At 55.8% G+C, this 22,788-nt stretch carries 22 protein-coding genes; 3 read left to right on the top strand and 19 right to left on the bottom strand.

Translation table 11 applies throughout. From position 1 onward, the window contains the following. The first annotated feature begins 192 nt into the window (after window positions 1–192). Together amiA and hemF are read left to right on the top strand one after the other, a co-directional pair. Complete coding sequence (amiA, locus tag OGV71_RS01390; protein WP_003038046.1) at window positions 193–1,062, top strand: N-acetylmuramoyl-L-alanine amidase AmiA; 870 nt, start codon at window positions 193–195, stop codon at window positions 1,060–1,062. Between the two features lie 2 nt (window positions 1,063–1,064). Beyond that, window positions 1,065–1,964, top strand: coding sequence for an oxygen-dependent coproporphyrinogen oxidase (gene hemF / locus OGV71_RS01385; RefSeq protein WP_016150736.1), 900 nt, complete (start codon window positions 1,065–1,067; stop codon window positions 1,962–1,964). Window positions 1,965–2,086: 122 nt separating this feature from the next. On the opposite strand, the gene eutR is transcribed toward hemF, so the two are convergent. From eutR to maeB, 18 genes are all read right to left on the bottom strand, one after another. Then, window positions 2,087–3,139 carry an HTH-type transcriptional regulator EutR gene (gene eutR, locus OGV71_RS01380; RefSeq protein WP_003038041.1) on the bottom strand — a complete coding sequence of 351 codons (1,053 nt, stop codon included), beginning with the start codon at window positions 3,137–3,139 and terminating at the stop codon, window positions 2,087–2,089. Between the two features lie 48 nt (window positions 3,140–3,187). After that, the gene (locus OGV71_RS01375; RefSeq protein WP_003838538.1) at window positions 3,188–3,733 is read right to left on the bottom strand and encodes an ethanolamine utilization microcompartment protein EutK; all 546 of its coding nucleotides are present in this window, start codon (window positions 3,731–3,733) and stop codon (window positions 3,188–3,190) included. Window positions 3,734–3,744: 11 nt separating this feature from the next. After that, complete coding sequence (eutL, locus tag OGV71_RS01370; RefSeq protein ID WP_003838537.1) at window positions 3,745–4,404, bottom strand: ethanolamine utilization microcompartment protein EutL; 660 nt, start codon at window positions 4,402–4,404, stop codon at window positions 3,745–3,747. 9 nt (window positions 4,405–4,413) lie between these two features. Then, window positions 4,414–5,304 (bottom strand): ethanolamine ammonia-lyase subunit EutC, encoded by an 891-nt coding sequence (eutC, locus tag OGV71_RS01365; RefSeq protein WP_003038033.1) that lies wholly within the window; start codon window positions 5,302–5,304, stop codon window positions 4,414–4,416. Between the two features lie 20 nt (window positions 5,305–5,324). Next, entirely contained in the window at window positions 5,325–6,686 is a 1,362-nt protein-coding gene (gene eutB / locus OGV71_RS01360; protein WP_003038029.1) for an ethanolamine ammonia-lyase subunit alpha, read from the bottom strand. 11 nt (window positions 6,687–6,697) lie between these two features. Further along, window positions 6,698–8,101 (bottom strand): ethanolamine ammonia-lyase reactivating factor EutA, encoded by a 1,404-nt coding sequence (gene eutA, locus OGV71_RS01355; RefSeq protein WP_204583381.1) that lies wholly within the window; start codon window positions 8,099–8,101, stop codon window positions 6,698–6,700. Next, on the bottom strand, window positions 8,098–9,330 hold the full coding sequence (eutH, locus tag OGV71_RS01350; protein ID WP_003038023.1) for an ethanolamine utilization protein EutH: 1,233 nt from the start codon (window positions 9,328–9,330) through the stop codon (window positions 8,098–8,100). Before eutH ends, eutA begins: the two co-directional genes overlap by 4 nt. Before the next feature lie 119 nt (window positions 9,331–9,449). Then, window positions 9,450–10,637, bottom strand: a complete 1,188-nt coding sequence (gene eutG, locus OGV71_RS01345; RefSeq protein ID WP_032937832.1) for an ethanolamine utilization ethanol dehydrogenase EutG — start codon at window positions 10,635–10,637, stop codon at window positions 9,450–9,452. Continuing rightward, window positions 10,627–11,466: an ethanolamine utilization protein EutJ gene (gene eutJ / locus OGV71_RS01340; RefSeq protein ID WP_003838530.1), complete on the bottom strand. Its 840-nt coding sequence runs from the start codon at window positions 11,464–11,466 to the stop codon at window positions 10,627–10,629. Before eutJ ends, eutG begins: the two co-directional genes overlap by 11 nt. Before the next feature lie 12 nt (window positions 11,467–11,478). After that, window positions 11,479–12,882, bottom strand: a complete 1,404-nt coding sequence (locus OGV71_RS01335; RefSeq protein WP_003038014.1) for an aldehyde dehydrogenase family protein — start codon at window positions 12,880–12,882, stop codon at window positions 11,479–11,481. A gap of 11 nt (window positions 12,883–12,893) precedes the next feature. After that, the gene (eutN, locus tag OGV71_RS01330) at window positions 12,894–13,181 is read right to left on the bottom strand and encodes an ethanolamine utilization microcompartment protein EutN (protein WP_003038011.1); all 288 of its coding nucleotides are present in this window, start codon (window positions 13,179–13,181) and stop codon (window positions 12,894–12,896) included. Between the two features lie 114 nt (window positions 13,182–13,295). Continuing rightward, entirely contained in the window at window positions 13,296–13,589 is a 294-nt protein-coding gene (eutM, locus tag OGV71_RS01325) for an ethanolamine utilization microcompartment protein EutM (RefSeq protein ID WP_003835054.1), read from the bottom strand. A 37-nt stretch (window positions 13,590–13,626) separates the two neighbouring features. Beyond that, entirely contained in the window at window positions 13,627–14,643 is a 1,017-nt protein-coding gene (pta, locus tag OGV71_RS01320; protein WP_048218375.1) for a phosphate acetyltransferase, read from the bottom strand. After that, window positions 14,640–15,443 carry an ethanolamine utilization cob(I)yrinic acid a,c-diamide adenosyltransferase EutT gene (gene eutT / locus OGV71_RS01315; protein WP_003038004.1) on the bottom strand — a complete coding sequence of 268 codons (804 nt, stop codon included), beginning with the start codon at window positions 15,441–15,443 and terminating at the stop codon, window positions 14,640–14,642. The genes pta and eutT overlap by 4 nt, the downstream gene beginning before the upstream one ends. Before the next feature lie 9 nt (window positions 15,444–15,452). Next, window positions 15,453–16,157 (bottom strand): ethanolamine utilization acetate kinase EutQ, encoded by a 705-nt coding sequence (gene eutQ, locus OGV71_RS01310; protein WP_003038001.1) that lies wholly within the window; start codon window positions 16,155–16,157, stop codon window positions 15,453–15,455. Beyond that, on the bottom strand, window positions 16,135–16,614 hold the full coding sequence (gene eutP / locus OGV71_RS01305) for an ethanolamine utilization acetate kinase EutP (protein WP_003037998.1): 480 nt from the start codon (window positions 16,612–16,614) through the stop codon (window positions 16,135–16,137). Before eutP ends, eutQ begins: the two co-directional genes overlap by 23 nt. A gap of 12 nt (window positions 16,615–16,626) precedes the next feature. After that, the gene (eutS, locus tag OGV71_RS01300) at window positions 16,627–16,962 is read right to left on the bottom strand and encodes an ethanolamine utilization microcompartment protein EutS (protein ID WP_003037995.1); all 336 of its coding nucleotides are present in this window, start codon (window positions 16,960–16,962) and stop codon (window positions 16,627–16,629) included. A gap of 160 nt (window positions 16,963–17,122) precedes the next feature. Then, a complete protein-coding gene (gene maeB / locus OGV71_RS01295) occupies window positions 17,123–19,402 on the bottom strand; it encodes an NADP-dependent oxaloacetate-decarboxylating malate dehydrogenase (protein WP_003838520.1) in 2,280 nt (759 codons plus the stop codon). Window positions 19,403–19,682: 280 nt separating this feature from the next. Between maeB and tkt the strand changes: the two genes are divergently transcribed. After that, window positions 19,683–21,677 carry a transketolase gene (gene tkt / locus OGV71_RS01290; protein WP_192468516.1) on the top strand — a complete coding sequence of 665 codons (1,995 nt, stop codon included), beginning with the start codon at window positions 19,683–19,685 and terminating at the stop codon, window positions 21,675–21,677. Here tkt and OGV71_RS01285 read toward each other — a convergent pair. Then, on the bottom strand, window positions 21,667–22,710 hold the full coding sequence (locus OGV71_RS01285; protein ID WP_204583380.1) for a DUF1176 domain-containing protein: 1,044 nt from the start codon (window positions 22,708–22,710) through the stop codon (window positions 21,667–21,669). The genes tkt and OGV71_RS01285 overlap by 11 nt on opposite strands. Between the last annotated feature and the right edge of the window lie 78 nt (window positions 22,711–22,788).

The raw sequence follows: 22,788 nt of genomic DNA, 5'->3' as shown, positions 1-22,788 counted from the left end.
GACGTTAAAAAGCGATTATGGCGCGAACGGCTGATTTAGCCAATATCTGACGCGAAGCGGCGGAAAAAATGGCATAATACGGAATTGTCACGTATTGAAATGAAAAGTAAAACAATTCTTATCTCGATCCGTCGCAACGGACTACGCGATACGATATAACGTTTAGAACCTTTTTTTTACAACTCAGGCCGTATGAGCACTTTTAAACCACTAAAAACACTCACATCGCGCCGCCAGGTGCTGAAAGCCGGGCTGGCCGCCCTGACGCTGTCAGGCATGTCGCAAGCCATCGCTAAAGAAGAAGCGCTAAAGACCAGTAATGGACACAGCAAACCGAAAGCGAAAAAATCAGGCGCTAAGCGTGTTGTTGTTCTTGATCCGGGGCACGGCGGGATTGATACCGGCGCAATTGGTCGCAACGGATCGAAAGAAAAGCACGTGGTGCTGGCGATTGCCAAAAACGTGCGCTCAATCCTACGCAACCAGGGGATTGATGCACGCCTGACCCGCTCCGGCGATACGTTTATTCCGCTCTACGATCGCGTCGAGATCGCCCACAAACATGGCGCAGATCTTTTCATGTCGATCCACGCCGACGGTTTTACCAATCCGAGCGCTGCGGGTGCTTCGGTCTTTGCCTTATCCAATCGCGGTGCCAGTAGCGCCATGGCGAAATATCTGTCCGATCGTGAAAACCGGGCCGATGAAGTCGCCGGGAAGAAGGCCACCGACAAAGATCATTTGTTGCAGCAGGTGCTGTTCGATCTGGTGCAAACTGACACCATTAAAAACAGCCTGACGTTAGGCTCGCATATTCTTAAGAAGATCAAGCCGGTACACCGTCTGCACAGTCGTAGCACGGAACAAGCCGCCTTCGTGGTGCTAAAATCACCTTCGATTCCGTCGGTCCTGGTCGAAACCTCGTTCATCACCAACCCGGAAGAAGAACGATTACTGGGGACGGCTGCGTTTCGTCAGAAAATCGCCACCGCTATCGCCAATGGCATCATCAGCTATTTCCACTGGTTTGATAACCAGAAAGCACACTCGAAGAAACGTTAACCATGAAGCCCGATGTACAACGCGTAAAACAGTTCCTGCTCAACCTGCAGGATGAGATTTGTCAGCAGTTATCCACCATAGACGGCACCGAATTTGTTGAGGATAACTGGCAACGCGAAGCGGGCGGCGGCGGGCGCAGTCGAGTGTTGCGTAACGGCGGTATTTTCGAGCAAGCAGGCGTCAACTTCTCTCATGTCCATGGCGATGCAATGCCGGCCTCGGCTACTGCACATCGCCCGGAGCTTGCCGGGCGTAGCTTTGAAGCGATGGGCGTCTCGTTGGTGGTACATCCGCAGAATCCTTACATTCCGACCAGCCATGCCAACGTACGTTTTTTTATCGCGGAGAAACCGGGCGCCGACCCGGTGTGGTGGTTTGGCGGCGGCTTTGACTTAACGCCCTACTACGGCTTTGATGAGGATGCAGTTCACTGGCACCGCACGGCGCGGGATCTATGCCAGCCGTTCGGCGAAGATGTTTATCCCCGTTACAAAAAGTGGTGCGATGACTACTTCTTCCTCAAGCACCGCAACGAGCAGCGCGGCATTGGCGGGCTGTTCTTCGATGATTTGAATACGCCAGATTTCGAGCACTGCTTCGCCTTTATGCAGGCTGTTGGAAAGGGTTATACCGAGGCGTATTTGCCCATCGTTGAGCGCCGCAAAGCAATGAGCTGGGGCGAGCGTGAACGCAATTTTCAGCTTTATCGTCGCGGACGCTATGTGGAATTTAACCTGGTATGGGATCGCGGCACATTATTCGGTTTGCAAACCGGCGGGCGCACGGAATCGATTCTGATGTCGATGCCGCCGCTGGTACGCTGGGAGTATGACTGGCAGCCAGAAGCGAACAGCCCGGAAGCCGCCCTTAGCGAGTTTATTCAGGTCCGCGACTGGGTGTAATGGCCTGATAGCGACACAATTCGTAGGCCGGATAAGACGCAAGGCGTCGCCATCCGGCAGCGCAGCAAGCACAATTGCCTGATGGCGGCTAACGCCTTATCAGGCCTACTCAAGCTATACCATCACGCCCACTGGCGCATACGCTGATGCAGCGTCAACGACGGTTTCTCCGCAAACAGTTGCTGGTAGTCGGTAGCAAACTGCCCTAAATGCCAGAATCCCCACTGCATGGCGGCGTCTTTCACCGTCGCACTCTGCGACCACGGGCTTATCAACTCACGGCGCACGGCGTTCAGGCGAATACGTTTCAACCAGGCATTCGGGCCAATACCGAGGATGGCGTGAAAGGCGTTTTGCAACGTCCGGCGGCTAACGTGCAGTTGATTGCATAAGTCGAGCACGGTCAGCGGCTCTGACATATTTTCCAGCACATATTCGCGCGCACGCGACAGCAAGCGACGATAGCTCTGATGGCTGATGCTCTCCGCAGTCATAATCGGCTGCGCTTCTTCCAGCATAGTCCCCATCGCCAGCAGCAGGTTATCGCCCAACACTTTGCGTACCGCAGGTTGGCGAAGGTTTTCCGGGTTTTCGCTAAACGTCGCCAGCGCCTGCTGCACAAAGCCCCATAGCGCGGCTTTGTGTTGTTCTTTCACTTCCAGCGCCGACTGGTTGCGCAGCATATGCAACACCCTTTCCGGGTTATGCAGGAAGTTGGCCTGACGGGCAATGGCCTCTTCAGAAATGACGACCCCCAAAATGGTGTAGTCATCCGGCGTACTTAGTTCAAACTCCGTCCCGCCTGGGCGGGTGGCAATTTCAGCGTTACCCAAACACTGGGTACCAATAAATCCCTGCTCGCCGCGCGTGGCCGGAATGCCAAACCAAAATGAGTTTGGCCAGACAAGGCATGACTGACGCAGCGCCAGTCCGGTGTATTCACGGAACACCTGAATATCATCGAGCAGGATTTCCGTGAACTCGCCATGAAATTTTCCCGGATGCAGCTGGTCGTAGATCTGCTGCCAGGCTGTAATCGTCAGCGCGTGCTCATACACATCCGTTGTTCGCCGTTGATGAACGTTGTCCACTTCCACTTTCGGCGTCAATTTAACGTCTTCGGGTAATACTTCATGATAAAGATGGTGCAAGTTTGCAGTACGGTTCTTTTTCATGATCTTTTAAGCCGGAAGCTTCAACGAAGCCCCCGGCCCTCCGACAGGTTAATTTTTTAAGCGATAGCGACTACTGCGTTTACGCAACGCTCCGTCAGAAAAGAGCTGTTCCAGCGCATTTCTGGCTTCATCAAGTGACCAGCCAAAGTGGGCAGCCACTTCCCCTGCCGTCATTCCTTGACGGACCGATGTTAACAGCGCCAGCAATTCATCAGAGGATTCAGATGACACAGGTGCTTCCTGCGTCTTCTCTGGGGCCACATCTGACTTCACTTCAGGCTTCTGCTCTGGTTTCTTCGGTTCTGGTTTCTTCGGCTGGCGTTTAAAACCGCCGATCAGCCACTGGGTGTCATCGTCCGGCCGGCCTATTTCCTTACGGCTGATAACACGGCCTGTACGCGCTGCAGCTGCACTGCCAGCATCCAGCGCTGCTCGGCATGCCGCCAGATCGCCTTCCACCACCAGCGTCAGCCGACCAGGATCGAGCACTTCGTGGCTAAGCAGGCGCACATTCGCGGCTTTCAGCATGGCATCGGCCGCGTCCACGGCAGCCACCATGCCATCCACTTCCAGTAATCCCAGTGCATTGATCATCACTACCTCTCTTACGCGCGCTGGATTGGATTACGGGCAATATCCAGAACGGCATCGGCAAAGGCGTTACATGCGGCTTTACAAGCGGCCTGGCTACCGGTCAAAAACGCTGCTGAATAGTTGGTTTCTGACGGCGGTGGTACATAGGTTACCAGTTGTACATCGGCAGATTTCAGCGCGGCATCAATACCAAATGTCGCTTCCAGCGGCGGTGCTACCAGATACGCCATCGGATCGCCCAGTCGGCATCCCGCGGTCGCGGAAAGATACGAACCGGTACGCGAAACCACATGCGCCAGGAAGGCGGTATCTTCTGCGTCATTCGCCCACTGGAATGCCGCACCGCTTTCAATATTGGCCACCATCGCGTCCAGACCCGCGCGAACTTCGGCCGGGTTTGGTCCACCGAGCATAATCAGCACTTCGCCCGAGGTTGGAGAGGGACTGTGCGCCGCACCGGCATACAGCGAGCGGCCATAAACCACTTCCACCATCGCCTGTTTTGTCGCTTCATCTGCGGCAATATACGCCACGTCATCAGAGTCTGCTGTGATGAGTCCGAGGCTACGTATATGTGGCGGTAATTTAAGTTCGCGGGCAAAACCGTCATTTACCGAGGCAATCACACGCATCGCGGTGACTGAAGGTCTAATCAAATCTAATGCTGGCATGATGCCTCCTTAACGGGTCATATTAATGCCGGATGCTTTTTGCTCCAGCATGCGCTTGGCCAAATCCACAATCACCGCCGCCGCTTCAACCGGTGGCGTACCGCCCTGGTGAATGTTCGAGATGCAGGTACGGTCAGCCTCAACGGTGGTAGCCACACGCGGCGAATAGACGGCGTAGCAAGAAAGACTTTCCGACTGGCCGAGGCCCGGACGCTCACCAACCAGCAGGATCACCGCTTTTGCACCCAGCAGTTCGCCGATCTGATCTTCAATTTTCACGCGCCCATAGCGAACAAAGAACGGCGTCCCGACCTTCAATCCGGCCTGTTTTAAGCCCGACAACAACGGCGGCAGGATCTCTTCGTAGTTGGCGGTGATGGCGTCAGTAGACAGACCATCAGAAATAATCACCTGCACATCCGGATTCATTACACACTGTGATTTCAGTGCTTCAATGGCTTCCGCACTCAGACGACGTCCCATGTCCGGGCGCGTCAGATACAAGTTTTTGTCGCTGATTTCCGAGCGCACTTCCAGTAGTCCCTGAGCTTTTACCCACTCTTCCGGCACTTCTTTCAATACCGTATCTTTCGAACGCGAGTGGTCAGCCAGGAAGCGCAGCAGCGCCTGGGTACGCGGACGTGGACCGGCACGGCCGGTACATACACGCGCAGCGGTGCTACGGCGCAGTTCGGTCAATACCTCTGCGCGATGCGGATTCTCAACGCCAATCCACGCTTTCGCTTCAGCTGAACCTAAGTCCATCGCACAGCTTTCACCGGTCGGCGCGGCGCACTGCGTAGTGCTGCATTTCACTTCCGCTGATGGCGCTTGAACCTGCGGCTCTCCCATTGACGCCATTACGCTGCGTACAATTTCTTCAATCTGTTTTTGATCCATCGTGTGTCATCCCCGCGTCATCAGAAGAACAGTGACGGATCGCCCGCCCGTTTGGTCAGGCGACCGTTTGCCATAATGCCCATGGTTTCCAGCCAGCGTTCAAACTCCGGCGACGGGCGCAGGTTCAGCAACTGGCGCACGGTCGCGGTGTCGTGGAAGGCGGTGGTCTGGTAGTTGAGCATGATGTCGTCACCGAGCGGCATGCCCATGATGTAGTTGCAGCCAGCGGTGGCGAGCAGAATCATCAGGTTTTCATTGAGGTTCTGGTCAGCATCAGCATGGTTGGTGTAACAGCAGTCGCAGCCCATTGAGATGCCGCTCAGCTTGCCCATGAAGTGATCTTCTAAGCCCGCGCGAATAATCTGACGGTCGTTGTATAGATATTCCGGCCCGATAAAGCCCACTACGGTGTTCACCAGGAACGGATCGTAGTGACGCGCCAGCCCGTAGTTACGCGCTTCCATCGTCACCTGATCGGCACCAAAGTTAGCGCCAGCGGAGAGCGCAGACCCTTGCCCGGTTTCAAAGTACAGGCAGTTTTCCCCGGCGATACGGTTGAATTCAGCACCCACTGCACGCGCTTCATCCAGCATGGCCAGCTCAACGCCAAACTCTTTTAAGCCTTTTTCGCTACCGCAGATACTCTGGAAAATCAGCCCGCCCGGCGCACCGCGACGAATCGCTTCAATCTGGGTGGTGACGTGCGCCAGTACGCAGCCCTGGGTCGGAATATTGAACTTGTCGATAACGCCATACACGGTATCGAGCACACGGCTTAAGTTTTCCACGTCATCCGTGACCGGGTTGACACCGATCACCGCATCGCCCGCACCGAAAGACAGTCCTTCATAGATTTGCGCCGCAATACTCTGTACATCGTCACGGGTATCGTTCGGCTGCAAACGGCAGCTAAAGGTGCCCGGTAGACCGATGGTGGTGTTAGCCTTTTTGATCACCGGCATTTTCTTACCGCCGTAGATCAGGTCCGCGTTAGAGCAGATTTTTGCTACCGCAGCGACCACTTCCGACGTTAACCCTTTACGCGTAAACGCAATGTCATCAACAGAGGTTTCATCGCTCAGCACGTACTCGCGCAGCTCGCTGATACTCCAGTTTTTGATGCGGTTATAGGCCGTTTCGTTGACGTCATCCTGAATAAGACGCGTCACGCAGTCCTCTTCATAGGAAATCACCGGGTTATTACGGATATCCGCTACCGTCATTTCCGACAATACCTGCTTAGCCGCCACGCGCTCTTGCGAACTGGTTGCAGCGACACCTGCCAGCACATCCCCCGAACGCAGTTCGTTGGCTTTTGCCAGCACCTCTTTAACATCCTTAAACTGATAAACATTGCCGAACAATGTGGTCTTTAGTTTCATAAGTCGTTCCCTCAGGAAGGAAATGCGAGTGATTTCACCGTCACCGGCACAACCGATCCGCCAAAAAGAGGCGTACCAATGTCGATATAGTCCCCCGCCCGGACAACCACCTCATCGATGACCGCCAGCGGGTGTTGCTGTAACTGTGGGCGTAACAGCATGCCCAGGGCTTTACCAAAATCCTGCTCGGCTACCACCAGCAGGGGATGCGGATTCGGATAGCGCGCGACAAAGGCCAGCAGCGCATCAATCACCGTTAACAGCGCGGCGTAGCGCACCGGCAGAGAAGCGGGCAGCGCCAACACGTAGGCGTCCGTTTGCGGGTCCAGATCGAGCTGCATTAGTGCCTGTTGCCAGGCGGCCACCAGATCAGCCTCATCAACCGGAATCGCCACCGGCAGATTGCGCAGCGGAAGCGCCACACCTTCCAGCCAGATAGTGCTACCCGAAAGCGACAGCGTATGCGCACCGGCGCCAATCACTGTGGCGCGCACGGTTTGCGCCGGGAACTGCACGTTCATCTCACGCAGGCGCGGATGTTCATGCAGCGCCGTCGCTAACAGCGGCCCAATGTCGGAAAAACAGAACGGATCGGCAGGTTGGTTGCGGTAGCACTCGCCCACCCCGCCGGACAACGTAATCACTTCCGGCTTCACGCCCGCCGGTAACAGAGCGGTTTGCATCAGCGCCTGTGCCAGCGGTGATAACGTGCCGTCAATCACCTCCACAATCAGCGCCGCCATCCGTCGGGCCACCTGAACAAGCTGCGCCGCATTGAGGGTTCGGGCATCAGTGCCTGGACCAAATACGTCATCCACAATCATTTGTCCCGGCTGATGCGCATGCACCACGCGCCCCTGACCGTCCGTTTCCAGTAGCCGTCCGCCGACGTTCAGACAAGCCGATCCGCTGACTTTTCCGGCATCGAACAGAACGTAGTTCGACGTACCGCCGCCGATGTCGATATTCAGTACGCGGCACAATTTCCGTTCGGACAGGGTTTGCGCCCCCGCACCGTGACCGGCAATCACCGATTCCAGATGCGGACCGGCGCTGGCAACCACGAAATCCCCCAGCGACTGGGAGAGCGCCATCACCGCCGGGCGCGCGTTGCGCGTTTTGGCACTTTCCCCGGTAATGATGATCGCGCCGGAATCGACGGTCTCTGGCGCAATCCCCGCCGCCTGATACTGGGCGAGGATCAGTGCTTTCAGTTCGGCCTCTTTCAACCCGCCCTGCTTATCAACGGGGGTAAAGAACACCGGGCTTTGCCAGCTAATTTCGCGTTTGATGAATTCGTAGCGCGGCACCTGCGACACTGCCGCACGGTTAACCAGCTCAAGGCGCGAGAAGATCACCTGAGTGGTGGTGGTGCCGATATCGATACCGACGCTGAGTAGCTGGCGAGTATTCACGATTGCGCCTCCGGATTGGTTTCTGCTGGTGCCGGAACATCTTCGTCTTTCGGTACTAACAGCATAGCCACGCCAATCGCCGTCACGCCGCCGATCAGCTTGCCGACAATCATCGGGAAGATCATGGCGTTCATGTTGGCAGCGGCGAAACCTAAGTGGTCACCCAGAGCGAAGGCCGCGGAAACCGCAAAGGCGCAGTTGATCACTTTGCCGCGGGTATCCATGTTTTTCATCATGCCGAACATTGGGATGTTGTTGGCAAGCGTTGCCACCATACCCGCAGCCGCAATGTTATTGACTTTTAACAGGTTGCCGACGCTCATCAGCGGTTTTTCAAACCAGCGGGTCAGCAGCAGCACCATCGGGTAGGCACCCAGCAGCACACAGGAGATAGAACCGATAACTTCGATGGCGCGCATCACTTCACCCGGCTTGTCGCCTGGCGCCATGAAAATAGGATCAAGACCTGGGATCAGCTCCCAGCCGAGCAGGAACTTGATGACTGCCGCAGCCAGACCGAGGGTGATCAGCGCTACCAGGAACTTGGCGAAGATCTGGAAGCCGTTGATCATTTTTTCCGGGATGAATTTCAGTCCCAGCGCCACCAGCACGGCTACGATCAGCACCGGGATCATGTTCATCAGGATCAACGCAAAGGTGAACTCCACCGGCTGACCGTTGATTTCCACGCCGGAGTACATCGCGACCAGACCACCCGCAATACAGCCAATCGGAATGGTGACAATACCGGCCAGCACGCCCAGCGCCAGATAACGACGGTCAGACGGTTCAATAATTCCCAGCGCAACCGGAATGGAGAACACCAGCGTCGGTCCCATCATCGCGCCGAGAATCAGCCCAGAGTACAACCACGCCGCCACGTCGCCGCCCGCCAGTTCTTTCGCCAGGAAGAAGCCGCCCATATCGCACGCCAGCAGCGTTCCGGCAAACATCGACGGGTTCGCGCCCAGCATTTCATACAGCGGAATAATTACCGGCCCGAGCACATGCGCCAGTACTGGCGCCAGCGCGGTCATACCGACCATCGCCAGACCCAGCGCGCCCATTGCCATAAAGCCTTCTTCAAACTGACCGCCCGATCCCTCAATACTCTTACCGAACTTACCGAGGAAGCGCGCCGAACCGCCGAACTGCGACAGGATCCTGTCCACGGCGGCAATCAGCATAAAGAACATCATGATGTACATGATGATTTCGTTAATTCCCATAGCCCCTACTCCCTGTCATTTGTGATTTGTAGGCCGGATAAGGCGTTTACGTCGCCTCCGGCATTAACGCCGTGTTATTGCCGGATGGCGGTGCGAGCACCTTATCCGGCCTACAGGCATTACCCGGCAGCCGCGTACAGGTCGATAATCTGTTCCTGCGTGGCGATGCGTGGGTTACTGCGAATACAAATATCCTCCAGCGCGGCGTGTGCCCATGCGCTGTAATGCTCGGGTTTTGCTCCAACGTCTGAGAGTCGTTTGGTCTGGCCCACTTCGCTAATCAACTCGCTGACCGCGTTGATAGCATCACGATCGTCCGATTTCTTGTTGGTTAACGCGCGTCCGATATGGCTGAAGCGCTCACGACACACCATGCGGTTGAACCCCATTACCGTAGGAAGCAGCATGGCGTTAGCCTGTCCGTGTGGGATATGCAACGTCGCTCCCGGCTGGTGCGCCATCGCATGGCACAGGCCCAGCCCTGCGCTGGAAAACGCCATCCCGGCCATACAGGAAGCCAGCAGCATGCTTTCGCGCGCCGCCAGATCCTGACCGTAGCCGACGGCCTTCGGCAGCGATTTACCTATCATCGCAATCGCGCCAATCGCCAGACTGTCGGTAAACGGCGTCGCGTTCAGCGCGCTATACGCTTCAACGGCGTGCGTCAGTGCATCAATCCCGGTCATCGCCGTTACATGTGCAGGCACGCCTTCCGTCAATGCAGCGTCCAGGATCGCCACATCCGGCATCAGGGTTGCGTGGGCCAGCACTTTTTTGAGTCCAGTCGCGGCGTCGATTATTACCGTGACGTTGGTGGTTTCTGAGCCCGTTCCGGCGGTAGTCGGTACGGCAATCAGCGGCAGACGTGGGCGTAACGCGCTGCGCTCGTCCATGTCTGCCAGCGTCTGAGTGGGGTTGGTCACCAGCAACGCCACTGCCTTGGCGGCATCGAGTACGGAGCCACCGCCGAAGGCCACAACGCCATCGCACTTCGATTCACGCAATTGCGCGACCGCCGCGCAGACGTCCGTAATGCACGGTTCGCCCACCGGACATGGCCACAGCGTCATCGCCACGCCTTTCATCGCCAGACTGCGCTCCAGTGCGGCGGTCATCCCCGCCTGATGCAGGAAGCTGTCCACCATGACGAACATATGCGTCAATCCGCGCGTTTGTGCTTCCTGTCCGCAGGTACTGAGCGCTCCCAGCCCACAAAGGGTGACCGGTGGAACGCTAAACGTTTTTACGCGTTGCAGATTCAGGGTATCGAATGCCTGAAAGAGCGCGGTCTGCAATTCAGCTTGCATAGATTCCTTCCGCTTTTTCTTTTCCGCTGTTGGCAATCGCCAGCGGGGTCATAAACAGGCTGTGCTGGGGTAAATGCACCTGCAGTTCCGGGAAACGCTTACGGAACAGCTCATCAACGCCCGGCTGCATGCAGGAACCACCGGCCAGCCATAAATCGGTAACGCCCTGACCCGCAATATGATGAGCCACGATTTCCGCCATTTTTTCGTAGACAGGCTTCACCACCGGCCAGATTTCTTTGCCGTTGCTACGCTTGTACTGCTCGGCTTCTTCTAACTGGATACGACGGTTCCCGGCCAGCGTCAGAGAGATATGATGCCCACCGGTTGCTTCATCAGCGGAGTAGGTCACCTTGCCTTGTTTAACGATCGCAATCCCGGTAGTGCCACCACCAATATCCACCACGCCGGCGTTATCGAGCTGCAACAGATCCGCCACCGCTGTCGGTTCGTCGAGCACATGGCTCACTTCAAGCCCGGCAGACTCCAGCACGTTAATAGAGATGCGAGGGTCAGTTCCCGGTGGAAATGAGGTTGCCGCATGGGTAAAGCGGCAACCCAACTGTTGTTCGAGCGTATCGAGATGGCGACGAACGATGGTCACCGCACCAAAGAAATCCCAGACGATGCCATCGCGCACGACATCGGCCCAGTCCAGGCAAACCGCGACCGGCTGTCCGTCACTGTCCACAACCATCGACACCACATCACACGTTCCCAAATCAATGCCCAACCACAGCGGTGAATCGCTCTTAGTGGGCGTCTGGTTACATAGCGTTGCCGCTTTTAGCAGTCTGGGTGTCAACCAACGTTGTTCGTCGTGCGCCATCTCATTTACTCCTTATACAATTCTGAAGGCGTCTACCAACACACAGCGACGCAGACGCACAAACGTACGCGCACTGGTCACCCCTTCCCCGGTTGGTGTGGTAATGGTCATCGTGGTCCAGCCTTCACCGCCCAGTCCAAGACCGGCAATGCACGGTCCGTTCTTAACGAAGATGCTGGTATCAATGGCGTTTGCCATACGGTTCATGTTGTCGATATTGCGCGAGTGCATCGCCGCCGTATGGTGGCAACCGCCTTCAAGCTTGACCGCCAGTTCAATGGCTTCATCGACGTTAGCGACCCGCACGACCGGTAGAACCGGCATCATCAGTTCGGTGACGGCAAACGGATGCGTCGCGGAGGTTTCGACGAATAACAGACGGGTTTGCTCCGGTACGTTCAGACCAATCGCCGCAGCGATTTTGCCTGCGTCACGACCTACCCAGTCACGACTGACCGTGCCTTTACCGCGCTCATCGATATTTTTCAGCAGCACCGGCTGCAGCTGTTCGGCCTGGGCCGTGGTGAGTTTCACCGCATGCTGGCTTTCCATCAGACGCATCAGTTCATCAGCAACGCTATCGACCACGATCAGCACTTTTTCGTCAGCGCAGATGATGTTGTTGTCAAACGATGCACCTTTAACTACCGACTGCGCCGCGCGTGCCAGGTCAGCCGTTTCATCAACCACCACCGGCGGATTACCTGCGCCAGCGGCAATCAAACGTTTGTTGGTGTGCTTACGCGCGGCATCTACTACGGCTTCACCACCGGTCACCACCAGCAGGCCGATACCTGGGTACTTGAACAGACGTTGGGCAGTCTCGATATCTGGGTTGGCAACCGTCACCAACAGGTTTGCCGGACCACCTGCGGCAACTACCGCCTGGTTAAGCAGAGTGATAGCGCGCTGAGAGACTTTTTTCGCCGCCGGATGCGGTGCGAAAACCACGCTGTTTCCAGCGGCAATCAGGCTGATGGCGTTGTTAATGACGGTCGCGGCCGGGTTGGTAGATGGGGTTACCGAGGCCACCACGCCCCACGGCGCGTTTTCAATCAGCGTCAGACCGTTATCGCCGGTCAGAACCTGTGGAGACAGGCATTCCACACCCGGCGTGCCGCGCGCCTGCGCCACGTTTTTGGCAAATTTATCTTCGACGCGTCCCATGCCGGTTTCAGTGACGGCAAGTTCCGCTAATTCTCTGGCGTGCTTTTCGCCCGCCTCACGTAGCGCCGTGATAGCCAGTTGGCGCATGGCGACGCTTTTCAGCCCCTGCTGGGCCAGTTTTGCTGCCGCCACTGCGTCATCCAGGGAGGCAAAAACGCCCATTTCTTGAACGGCACTGACGGGTTGGCTGCTGTCTTTCATTTTCAGCAGTACCGCTTTCACGACCTGTTCAATATCCTGTTGATTCATGATTTTCTGCCTTATTTATGGAAGATCACCTGACCACCTGCCACCACTTCATCGACAATGCCAATCACGCACAGATCGACAGGCGATGATTCATTCCGGTGCGCCTGACGGGCGGAGCTTCCGCTGACCAGCAGCACCCACTCTCCGGTTCCCGCCCCGATGCTGTCGATAGCAACAGCACATTGCCCGTCGGGATTTCCCTGGGCGTCAATCATTTCCACCATCAGCAACTTGTCGTGCGCGAGCCCCTGATGGCGTACGGTACAAACAATTTGTCCTGTAACGATTGCCAGTTTCATACGCGCCTCCGTGGCATATTTCAGGTAAAACCTCCCCCTACCCTCCGCAGAAGGTAATGTGAAAAGGAGAGAGGGTGACGCCAGCAATGAAGTCTGTGGCGTCACATGGACGACTTACATGTCGTTGCTGTCGCCTTTAAAGCTGATCGGGAACACTTCTTCCAGATCGCCGTGCGGACGCGGGATCACGTGCACTGAAACCAGCTCGCCAATACGCTGTGCTGCCGCAGCACCTGCGTCCGTTGCAGCTTTACATGCCGCTACGTCGCCACGGACCATGGCAGTGACCAGACCGCCACCGATCTGCTTCACGCCAACCAGTTTCACGCGTGCCGCTTTAACCATTGCGTCAGAAGCCTCAATCAGTGCAACCAGGCCCCGGGTTTCAATCATTCCTAATGCTTCCATTGTGTTTTCCTCTCATTAAGGGGTCCTGAACGGGACCTTATACAACCAGTGTGTGCGAGGCGTTTTCACGACTCATGTCAGTCTGGCGCGGCACTGCTGCCACCAACGCCAGTTCGATAATTTCCTGTACGCTACAGCCACGAGAGAGATCATGAAGCGGTGCGGCAAGCCCCTGAATCAATGGCCCTACTGCGCGATACCCTCCCAGACGCTGAGCGATTTTGTAGCCAATATTGCCTGCCTCCAGCGATGGGAAGACCATCACATTGGCATTGCCCTTTAACGGACTGGCGGGCGCTTTTTGCGCAGCGACATCCGGAACAAAGGCGGCATCAAATTGCAGTTCACCGTCCACTGTAAGCTGCGGGGCACGCTCACGAACGATCTCGGTCGCCTGCTGCACGTTAGCGACGTTAGGATGGCGAGCACTGCCATTACTTGAAAACGACAGCATGGCCACGCGCGGCTCTTCACCTGTGATCGCCTTCCAGGTTTCAGCGCTGGCGATGGCGATATCCGCCAGCTGTGCAGCGGTGGGCTGCGGCACAACGCTACAGTCTGCAAATCCTAATGACGGCCCGAGATACTGCGGCAGCATCAGGAAAATTGACGACAGCGTTTTGCAACCAGGCTGTAATCCAATAATGCGCAACCCTGCACGCAGCACGTTTGCCGTTGATGACAGGTTGCCCGCAATACACACATCGGCTGTACCGGCACTGACCATCGCGGCGGCGAACATCAGCGGATCGTTGAGCTTCTCCCGCGCATCCGGCGGCGTTTTTTCGCCCGCCGTTGCCCGCCAGCGCAGGGCAAACTCTTCACGCATCTGTACATTGCTTTGTGGATCAATAACCTGAATACCGTCCATGGCTACGCGATGGCTGAGCGCAAACTGGCGTAGCGCAAACGGGCTGGCGACGAGAATGGGGCGTGCCAGACCGTGCTGATGCAGGTAATTGGCCGCCTTCAGCACCCGGACATCCAGCGCATCCGGGAACACTACTCGTGCAGGTGAGCGTTGGGCGAGTTGACGAGCACGTTCAATGATCATTGCTTCTCCCCCAGTCTCTGTTGAATTTGACTAACCGTCAGCGGATGCTTTGCAACACTCAGAATCATCATCACGTAGACCGTACTGGAAAGGCGGTTGAGCGCCTGCATAATGTCCGGTCGCATAACCTCAAAACTGCGAGTGATGAATACCTGGGCCGCCACCGTCTCCGTTTCACGGACTTTGGTACGCAGCAGATTAAGTAACGCGCAATCACGTCCATGGCTGGCTTCAGGCACCAGATGGTCGTGGTCCAGATAGCGCAGCGGTTGATGCGAAAGACGGTGTAAATCTTCGTCACTTAAACCCACGACAGCTTGTGCTGCCAGCGGCTCATCCATGGCGTCTGCGCGCATAATATTGCCCAGGCGCGAGCGGATATCCGCCAGCCACGGCTGCCATGGTTCTGCCATCTCAATCTGCAACCACACGGCCAGGGCGATGGTGCTGTCCAGCGCGGCGCGAAATCCCAGCCGAGGGTCACTTTTGGCGACCATCTTGTCCGCCGTCAGATGCGTCAGGGTGTCCGGTTTCTTCGCCACCGGTTGATGGCACAGTTCGCAGCTGGCCTGTGGATGCGTATCACTGCTGGTTAATCCATGAACCGGCTGCGGCTGCTGTTCTTCGTCATCAATAAACAGGCTGCCCTGCTCGTCAATAAACTTAATGCGCAGATGTCGGCTTTCCAGTAATTCCCGGGCAGACGGCGTCAGGCGAGCGTCAGCGGGGAGATGAATTTCAGCCCCTTCGCTGAGCGTATGATTCGCTCTGAGCCATGCTTCGGTAATGAAATCCTTCATACATCCGCCTTAGCAGGACTGCCAGTTCGCAGGCCAGGCCACATACAGAAACTTCACCGTCGATGGCGTACCAAATTCGATGCTGGAGCCTTTCGGGATAAACATCACGTCCCCGGCTTTTGCAATCATGGTTTCGCCTTCGTGGCGAACATGCAGCTCTCCTTCCAGAATCATGTCGATTTCGTCGTAGTTCAGCGTCCATGGGAAAAAGGCGTTATCCCACTGCATAAACCCGGCGGCCATGCTGCTACCGTCCTGGTCGGTCACCAGATCGGTTAAGCCCACGCAGTGCGGCTGCGCGCCGTCAAAACGACCAAACTTCACGCTGCTGCCGTCGATGACTTTCACACCGCCTTTGCCGGTCACCGAGTTAAAGCTCGGCTGCATTCCGCCCTGCTCCAGCGACTGCTTTTCCTTCATGACTTTGTCCATCAGCTGCGCGACCAGGCTTTCGGTAAACTGCCCTTCCGGTAACTGCGCAATGATGGTTTCGCGAATACGCTGGCTTTCCGTTTTGCCATCAATCACCGCAGCCGGAGCAGCAGCGACGGCGCCTGGCGCGGATTCATCGCATTCACTGATGGTAACGCCCAGCAGCTCCGCAACTTCGCGCGCCTCCGGGGTGATGATGCTGGCGCGCAGAACAACCGACATTTCCTGTTCGCCGCGTGCGTGGGCCGCACGAATATCGTTAGCTGTGATGAGTTTTTTCACCTGCCCTTTCCTCCTTTTGGCTGAGCTCAGTCAGATAATCCACCAGGTGCTGCACACTGCGCGGGTCATGGCTATTGAGCTCAAAAATCGGCTCCTGAAACCCCATCCCGCGAAGTAGTTGTCGCGTTGCGGCGACGTCGGCATCCGGCATGTCCGTTTTACTGATAACGGCGATTTGTCGTTTACTGGCACCGATATCCAACAGCCCGGCAGGTAAGCGACTTTCTTTATCATTTGCCGCGTGTATATAAATCAACGTATCAACATCCTGCAGCGTGGTAATTAAGGCGTGATACCAGCGCGGATGGCTAAAATATTCCCCTGGCGTATCGATATCGCCATTTTCATTAAACTCCACGGCCTGTGTTTTTCTGGCGAGGGAATAATTCCCCTGTAGCGCATTAAAGAGCGTTGTTTTCCCCGCCCCCACCGTACCGACAAACGCAATACGTTTCATCGCCGCCTCTGATTAACTTTTTGTCAGGTTGCACAAAGTGAAATTTAATAATCGACCCAGACCGCTTACCGTCTGTAATAACGCTTCTTCTACTGCGCCTACCGAGCCGTAGATCACCAGTGCGCCGCTGAATCTATCGAGAAAACCGATATGTACATCCGCCGCCTTCATGGCTAAGTCACCGGCAATCATCGCGGTTTCGCCTGGCGTCAGCGTCATGATGCCGATAGCGCCCGCTTCGGGAACGCCGATCTTTTTCGCTAATTCCTCGCCGGGGTGCGCAATGAGATGCGCCAGCGTGACCTGTTTCCCCGGCACAAATTCCTGAATAATGCGTTCTTTTTCCATTGCTCACCGCCTCCGCTAAAACTGCCCTTATCGTGGCAATTTTTTGTCAGAGTAAATAACAAAATTCGGCAACCAGGTTTAAAAGGTGAAGTAGATCACTAAGAAAAGGAAAATAAAAAGGCGCGAGAGAAACCCGCGCCGGAAATTAATTAAAGTGAAATTACAGCGGCTGCGTTTGGGCTTCTACAACCGCCAGCGCCACCATATTAACGATACGACGAACAGAGGCGATCGGCGTTAATACATGAACAGGTTTCGCAACTCCCATCAGCACCGGGCCAACCGTTACGCCTTCAGAACTGGAAACGCGTAGTAAGTTGTAACTAATACGGGCCGCTTCCATATTCGGCATCACCAGAATATTCGCTGAGCCTTTCAGCGGACTGTCCGGCATGCGGTCATTACGGATACTTTCCACCAGCGCGGCGTCGCCGTGCATTTCGCCGTCAATCATCAACTCTGGCGCGCGCGCCTTAATCAGCTCCAGCGCTTCGCGCATTTTGCTGGCCGACGGGCAGTCAGAGGAACCAAAGTTGGAGTGCGACAGCAACGCCACCTTCGGTTCAATACCAAAGCGACGCACAGTCTCTGCCGCCATCACAGCGATTTCCGCCAGTTGCTCAGGCGTAGGATCGTCGTTGACGTAAGTATCGGCGATAAAAGTGTTACCACTTGGCAGCAGCAAGGCGTTCATCGCCCCAGCAGTATGCACGCCGTCACGATGACCAAACACCTCTTTCACCACGCTGAAGTGCTCATGGTAGTCACCAATCGTACCGCAGATCATCGCATCCGCTTCGCCACGCTGCACCATGATTGCACCGATCACCGTAGTGTTGGCAATCACCGCACGCTGCGCCTGCTCCTGGGTGATCCCACGGCGCTTCATAATCTGGTAGTACTCGCTCCAGTACTCTTTAAAGCGTGGATCGGATTCGTTGTTGACGATCTCAAAATCGACGCCCGCTTTAATCTGCAGCCCCAGTTTCTGGATACGCATTTCAATAACGCTCGGACGACCGATCAGGATTGGTTTTGCCAGTCCTAAAGTAATCAGCTCCTGAGTAGCATGCAGTACGCGCGCTTCTTCCCCTTCCGTCAGCACCACACGCTTCGGCGCTTTGCGTGCCAGGGAGAAAATTGGCTTCATGAACAGGTTGGTTTTGTAGACGAATTCAGTCAGCTTATCGATGTAAGCGTCAAAGTCGGCAATCGGACGCGTGGCCACACCAGAGTCCATCGCTGCTTTCGCCACAGCAGGGGCGATTTTGACGATCAGACGCGGGTCGAACGGTTTCGGAATGATGTATTCCGGGCCGAAGCTCAGGTCCTGATCGCCATAAGCAGAGGCCACCACTTCACTCTGCTCGGCATGCGCCAGCTCAGCAATGGCGTGCACCGCCGCCAGTTTCATCTCTTCGTTGATGGCCGTTGCACCGACATCCAGCGCACCGCGGAAGATGAACGGGAAGCACAGGACGTTGTTAACCTGGTTCGGGTAGTCTGAACGGCCAGTACAAATGATTGCGTCGGAACGCACCTCTTTTGCCAACGGCGGCAGGATTTCCGGTTCCGGGTTAGCGAGTGCCAGAATCATTGGCGCACGCGCCATCTTCTTAACCATTTCCTGCGTCAGCACTTTCGGACCGGAGCAACCGAGGAAAATATCTGCGCCGTCAATGACATCATCCAGCGTACGCTTACCGTCATCCACCACCGCATAAGCCGCTTTGGTTTCCGCCATGTTCGGTTCGCGGTCTTTGTAAATCACGCCTTTGGAGTCACAGACCACAATATTGTGTTTCTGCATACCCAGCGCTACCAGCAGGTTCATACAGGCAATCGCCGCTGCGCCTGCGCCAGACACCACCATGCGCACGTCGGAGATATTTTTCTCAACCACCCGCAGACCGTTCAGAATTGCGGCAGTACTGATGATTGCCGTACCGTGCTGGTCATCGTGGAAGACCGGAATATTCATGCGTTCGCGCAGCTTTTGCTCAATGTAGAAACACTCCGGCGCTTTGATATCTTCGAGGTTGATACCGCCAAACGTGGGTTCCAGGGCCGCAACCACATTGATAAATTTATCCGGATCGAGTTCATCGACTTCAATGTCGAACACGTCGATCCCGGCGAATTTCTTAAACAGAACGCCTTTACCTTCCATCACCGGTTTGCCGGCCAGTGCGCCAATATTGCCCAAGCCCAGCACCGCCGTACCGTTGGAAATAACCGCAACCAGGTTGCCGCGCGCGGTGTATTTGTAGGCTGCCAGCGGGTCCTTTTCAATTTCAAGACACGGTGCAGCCACGCCCGGCGAGTAGGCCAGCGCCAGGTCGCGCTGCGTTGCCAGAGGCTTGGTCGGAGAAACCTGGATTTTACCGGGTACCGGAAATTCGTGGAAATCGAGGGCGCTTTGTTTTAACTGGTCATCCATCTTGTTGTTCCTTTCACGTATCTATCAAAAAAGTGGCGCGGGTAACCATTCTACTGAGCCGCACATTATCACCTCAGTCAACGGCACAAACTTTGAAGGTCCCCAAACTCTCACCATTCAAAGAAAGAATTTGTTATCAATTTATAACAGCCATGTTACCTGCTTAATCCAGCAATACCATGCTTGTCTGCTATGCTTTTTGCTGACAACGCCCGCAATTTCCCCAAAAGTGTGAATCACAACACGCATCTAACACTTTACTTTTCAAGGAGTATTTCCTATGACCCGTAAAGAGCTTGCCAATGCCATTCGTGCGCTGAGTATGGATGCCGTCCAAAAAGCTAACTCCGGCCACCCAGGAGCACCAATGGGGATGGCCGATATCGCCGAAGTGCTGTGGAACGATTTTCTACGCCATAACCCGACCGATCCCACCTGGTACGATCGTGACCGGTTTATTCTGTCCAACGGCCACGCCTCAATGCTGCTTTACAGCCTATTGCATCTTTCCGGTTACGACCTGCCGATCGAAGAATTAAAGAACTTCCGTCAGCTCCATTCGAAGACGCCAGGTCACCCGGAAATTGGCTACACGCCGGGCGTGGAAACCACCACCGGACCGCTGGGCCAGGGTTTAGCCAACGCTGTCGGCATGGCCATTGCCGAACGCACGCTGGCAGCGCAGTTTAACCAGCCGGACCATGAGATTGTTAACCACTTTACCTGGGTCTTTATGGGCGACGGCTGTCTGATGGAGGGTATTTCACACGAGGCTTGTTCGCTGGCGGGCACGCTAGGGCTTGGCAAACTCATCGGCTTCTACGATCACAACGGCATCTCAATTGATGGCGAAACCGACGGCTGGTTTACCGACGATACTGCAAAACGCTTTGAGGCTTACCACTGGCATGTAGTGCACGATATTGACGGTCATGACCCTGAGGCGGTGAAAAAAGCCATTCAGGAAGCGCAGGCTGTTACCGATAAACCGTCGCTGATTATCTGCCGCACGGTGATTGGTTTTGGCTCACCGAATAAAGCCGGGAAAGAGGAAGCGCACGGCGCTGCGTTGGGCGAAGAAGAGGTGGCGCTGACCCGGCAGAAACTGGGGTGGCATCATCCTGCTTTTGAAATCCCCAAAGAGATTTACCGGGCGTGGGACGCACGCGAGAAAGGCGAAAAAGCGCAACAGAGCTGGAAGGAGAAATTCGCAGCTTACGAACAAGCCTACCCGGAACTGGCGGCAGAGTTTACTCGCCGGATGAGCGGCGGACTGCCTAAGGAGTGGGAAGCAACAACCCAGAAATATATTACCGACCTGCAAGCCAACCCAGCCAAAATAGCCACCCGTAAAGCTTCGCAAAATACCCTGAACGCCTATGGGCCGATACTGCCAGAACTGCTCGGCGGCTCGGCTGATCTGGCACCCAGCAACCTAACCATCTGGAAAGGCTCCTCCTCTCTTAAAGAGGATCATGCAGGAAACTACATCCACTACGGCGTGCGGGAATTTGGCATGACCGCAATTGCCAATGGTATCGCGCACCACGGAGGCTTCGTACCGTACACCGCAACGTTCCTGATGTTTGTTGAATATGCCCGTAATGCCGCGCGCATGGCGGCGCTGATGAAAGCCCGACAAATCATGGTTTATACCCACGACTCGATTGGCCTGGGGGAAGATGGTCCCACGCACCAGGCCGTCGAACAACTCGCCAGTCTACGCCTGACGCCTAATTTCAGTACCTGGCGACCATGCGATCAGGTTGAGGCGGCAGTAGGCTGGAAGCTGGCGGTCGAACGCCATGACGGGCCAACGGCGCTGATCCTCTCGCGGCAGAATCTGGCGCAGGTTGAGCGCACGCCTGAGCAAGTGCAGCAAATTGCCCGCGGCGGCTATGTGCTGAAGGACGGCGGCGGTAAGCCGGATGTTATCCTGATTGCTACCGGTTCAGAAATGGAAATCACGCTGCTGGCGGCGGAAAAACTGACCGGCGAAGGCCGTAACGTGCGGGTAGTTTCTCTGCCTTCAACCGATATCTTCGACGCCCAGGATGAGACGTACCGGGAGTCGGTCCTGCCGGCAAACGTCAGCGCGCGCGTGGCGGTAGAAGCCGGTATTGCCGACTACTGGTACAAGTATGTTGGGCTGAAAGGGGCGATTGTTGGGATGACGGGCTATGGGGAGTCGGCTCCGGCGGACAAGCTGTTCCCGTTCTTCGGCTTTACGGTAGATAACATCGTCGACAAAGCACACAAGGTGCTTAACGTGTGATCCACAGTGTGGGCCAGGCATCTGGCCCATGCCAGTTATCACAACTTGGCTCCTGGGCATAGCGCACCAGGCGAAAACGCTGACCATCGTAGCGCCAGCGGGTCTGGATACCGCAATCTGCCAACCCTCGTCCTTTAGCGAGGGTAACCAGCTCCCGCGACTTTTCGTCAAACGCAGCGTTGGTCAGCTCCATATCGCGACTTTCCGCATCCGTTTTAAAAGGCAGGCTTAACCGTACCGCGCGTGAAGTCAGCGGGGTTGTACGTGAAACCACCCACGCCAGATCGATAGTGTTATACGCTCCAGCCTCACAGCCAATCATCAGCAGCGCTTTATCATCCGTTAGGGCCGTGACGCGCATCTCGCGACGCAGCGGATCGATAGAGCAACGAATACCGTTGATTCGCCAGTTACCATAGTCCAGCAGTTCACTGCGCTCTTGCTGTGTGAGAGGCGTTGGTGTTGGGTTAATGACCGCTACGCCTTTCAGCGCGGGAGCAGGTGGTACACTGAGCGGAGGCTCGTCACCTTTTTCGATCCATGCGGTTTCGCTGCCAACCCGTTTTTGCTGGGCATCGATAAACAACAATGCGGCTTTTAGCCCGAGCAGCGAAAGATTTTGCGCACCTTTTTGCAGGGTAATCGCCTTCGCGTCCTGTACGGTTTGTAAAAATGCGCTAATGGTGGCGGGATCATCGGTCATCAGTTGCCATGGGGTAATACGCCAGTGCTCGCCGCTCAGCGAGAGCGGCGCACCATCCAACAACAGACGCGGCGCAATATCTCTCTCTTTGACGTTGGACGATTCCAGCCCGCCCAGCTCTATACGCAACACGGCGTCAGTATGTGCCCCGGCGCTGCGGCTCAAGGTCATGACCAGGCCGTGGTGCTCTCCGGTATTGCGCGCCACGCAAAAATTTTGGTTATTACACGTCACCTGCCAGTCAGAAAACGCCTGTTGCGCGGGCGCAGCCCAGAGCAATCGGGCTGGTAGCAACCCGAGCAGGAAAAGGAGAATAACGCGATAGCGCATGGACGGTACAACCCCGAAGTCAAAACACACAGCCTAAGCGGTATCTTCCTTGCGCGACTGATGTGGCTCAATAAGAAT

Origin of the sequence: Citrobacter sp. Cf088 (assembly GCF_030334295.1) — a bacterium.
GTDB lineage: Bacteria > Pseudomonadota > Gammaproteobacteria > Enterobacterales > Enterobacteriaceae > Citrobacter > Citrobacter freundii.
This window is presented reverse-complemented; position numbering and strand designations above follow the sequence as displayed.

Bases quoted from the DNA above. Each gene is read 5' to 3' on its own strand.
- amiA (WP_003038046.1), top strand. From the start codon at position 193: ATGAGCACTTTTAAACCACTAAAAACACTCACATCGCGCCGCCAGGTG.
- hemF (WP_016150736.1), top strand. From the start codon at position 1,065: ATGAAGCCCGATGTACAACGCGTAAAACAGTTCCTGCTCAACCTGCAG.
- eutR (WP_003038041.1), bottom strand. From the start codon at position 3,139: ATGAAAAAGAACCGTACTGCAAACTTGCACCATCTTTATCATGAAGTA.
- OGV71_RS01375 (WP_003838538.1), bottom strand. From the start codon at position 3,733: ATGATCAATGCACTGGGATTACTGGAAGTGGATGGCATGGTGGCTGCC.
- eutL (WP_003838537.1), bottom strand. From the start codon at position 4,404: ATGCCAGCATTAGATTTGATTAGACCTTCAGTCACCGCGATGCGTGTG.
- eutC (WP_003038033.1), bottom strand. From the start codon at position 5,304: ATGGATCAAAAACAGATTGAAGAAATTGTACGCAGCGTAATGGCGTCA.
- eutB (WP_003038029.1), bottom strand. From the start codon at position 6,686: ATGAAACTAAAGACCACATTGTTCGGCAATGTTTATCAGTTTAAGGAT.
- eutH (WP_003038023.1), bottom strand. From the start codon at position 9,330: ATGGGAATTAACGAAATCATCATGTACATCATGATGTTCTTTATGCTG.
- eutG (WP_032937832.1), bottom strand. From the start codon at position 10,637: ATGCAAGCTGAATTGCAGACCGCGCTCTTTCAGGCATTCGATACCCTG.
- eutJ (WP_003838530.1), bottom strand. From the start codon at position 11,466: ATGGCGCACGACGAACAACGTTGGTTGACACCCAGACTGCTAAAAGCG.
- OGV71_RS01335 (WP_003038014.1), bottom strand. From the start codon at position 12,882: ATGAATCAACAGGATATTGAACAGGTCGTGAAAGCGGTACTGCTGAAA.
- eutN (WP_003038011.1), bottom strand. From the start codon at position 13,181: ATGAAACTGGCAATCGTTACAGGACAAATTGTTTGTACCGTACGCCAT.
- eutM (WP_003835054.1), bottom strand. From the start codon at position 13,589: ATGGAAGCATTAGGAATGATTGAAACCCGGGGCCTGGTTGCACTGATT.
- pta (WP_048218375.1), bottom strand. From the start codon at position 14,643: ATGATCATTGAACGTGCTCGTCAACTCGCCCAACGCTCACCTGCACGA.
- eutT (WP_003038004.1), bottom strand. From the start codon at position 15,443: ATGAAGGATTTCATTACCGAAGCATGGCTCAGAGCGAATCATACGCTC.
- eutP (WP_003037998.1), bottom strand. From the start codon at position 16,614: ATGAAACGTATTGCGTTTGTCGGTACGGTGGGGGCGGGGAAAACAACG.
- eutS (WP_003037995.1), bottom strand. From the start codon at position 16,962: ATGGAAAAAGAACGCATTATTCAGGAATTTGTGCCGGGGAAACAGGTC.
- maeB (WP_003838520.1), bottom strand. From the start codon at position 19,402: ATGGATGACCAGTTAAAACAAAGCGCCCTCGATTTCCACGAATTTCCG.
- tkt (WP_192468516.1), top strand. From the start codon at position 19,683: ATGACCCGTAAAGAGCTTGCCAATGCCATTCGTGCGCTGAGTATGGAT.
- OGV71_RS01285 (WP_204583380.1), bottom strand. From the start codon at position 22,710: ATGCGCTATCGCGTTATTCTCCTTTTCCTGCTCGGGTTGCTACCAGCC.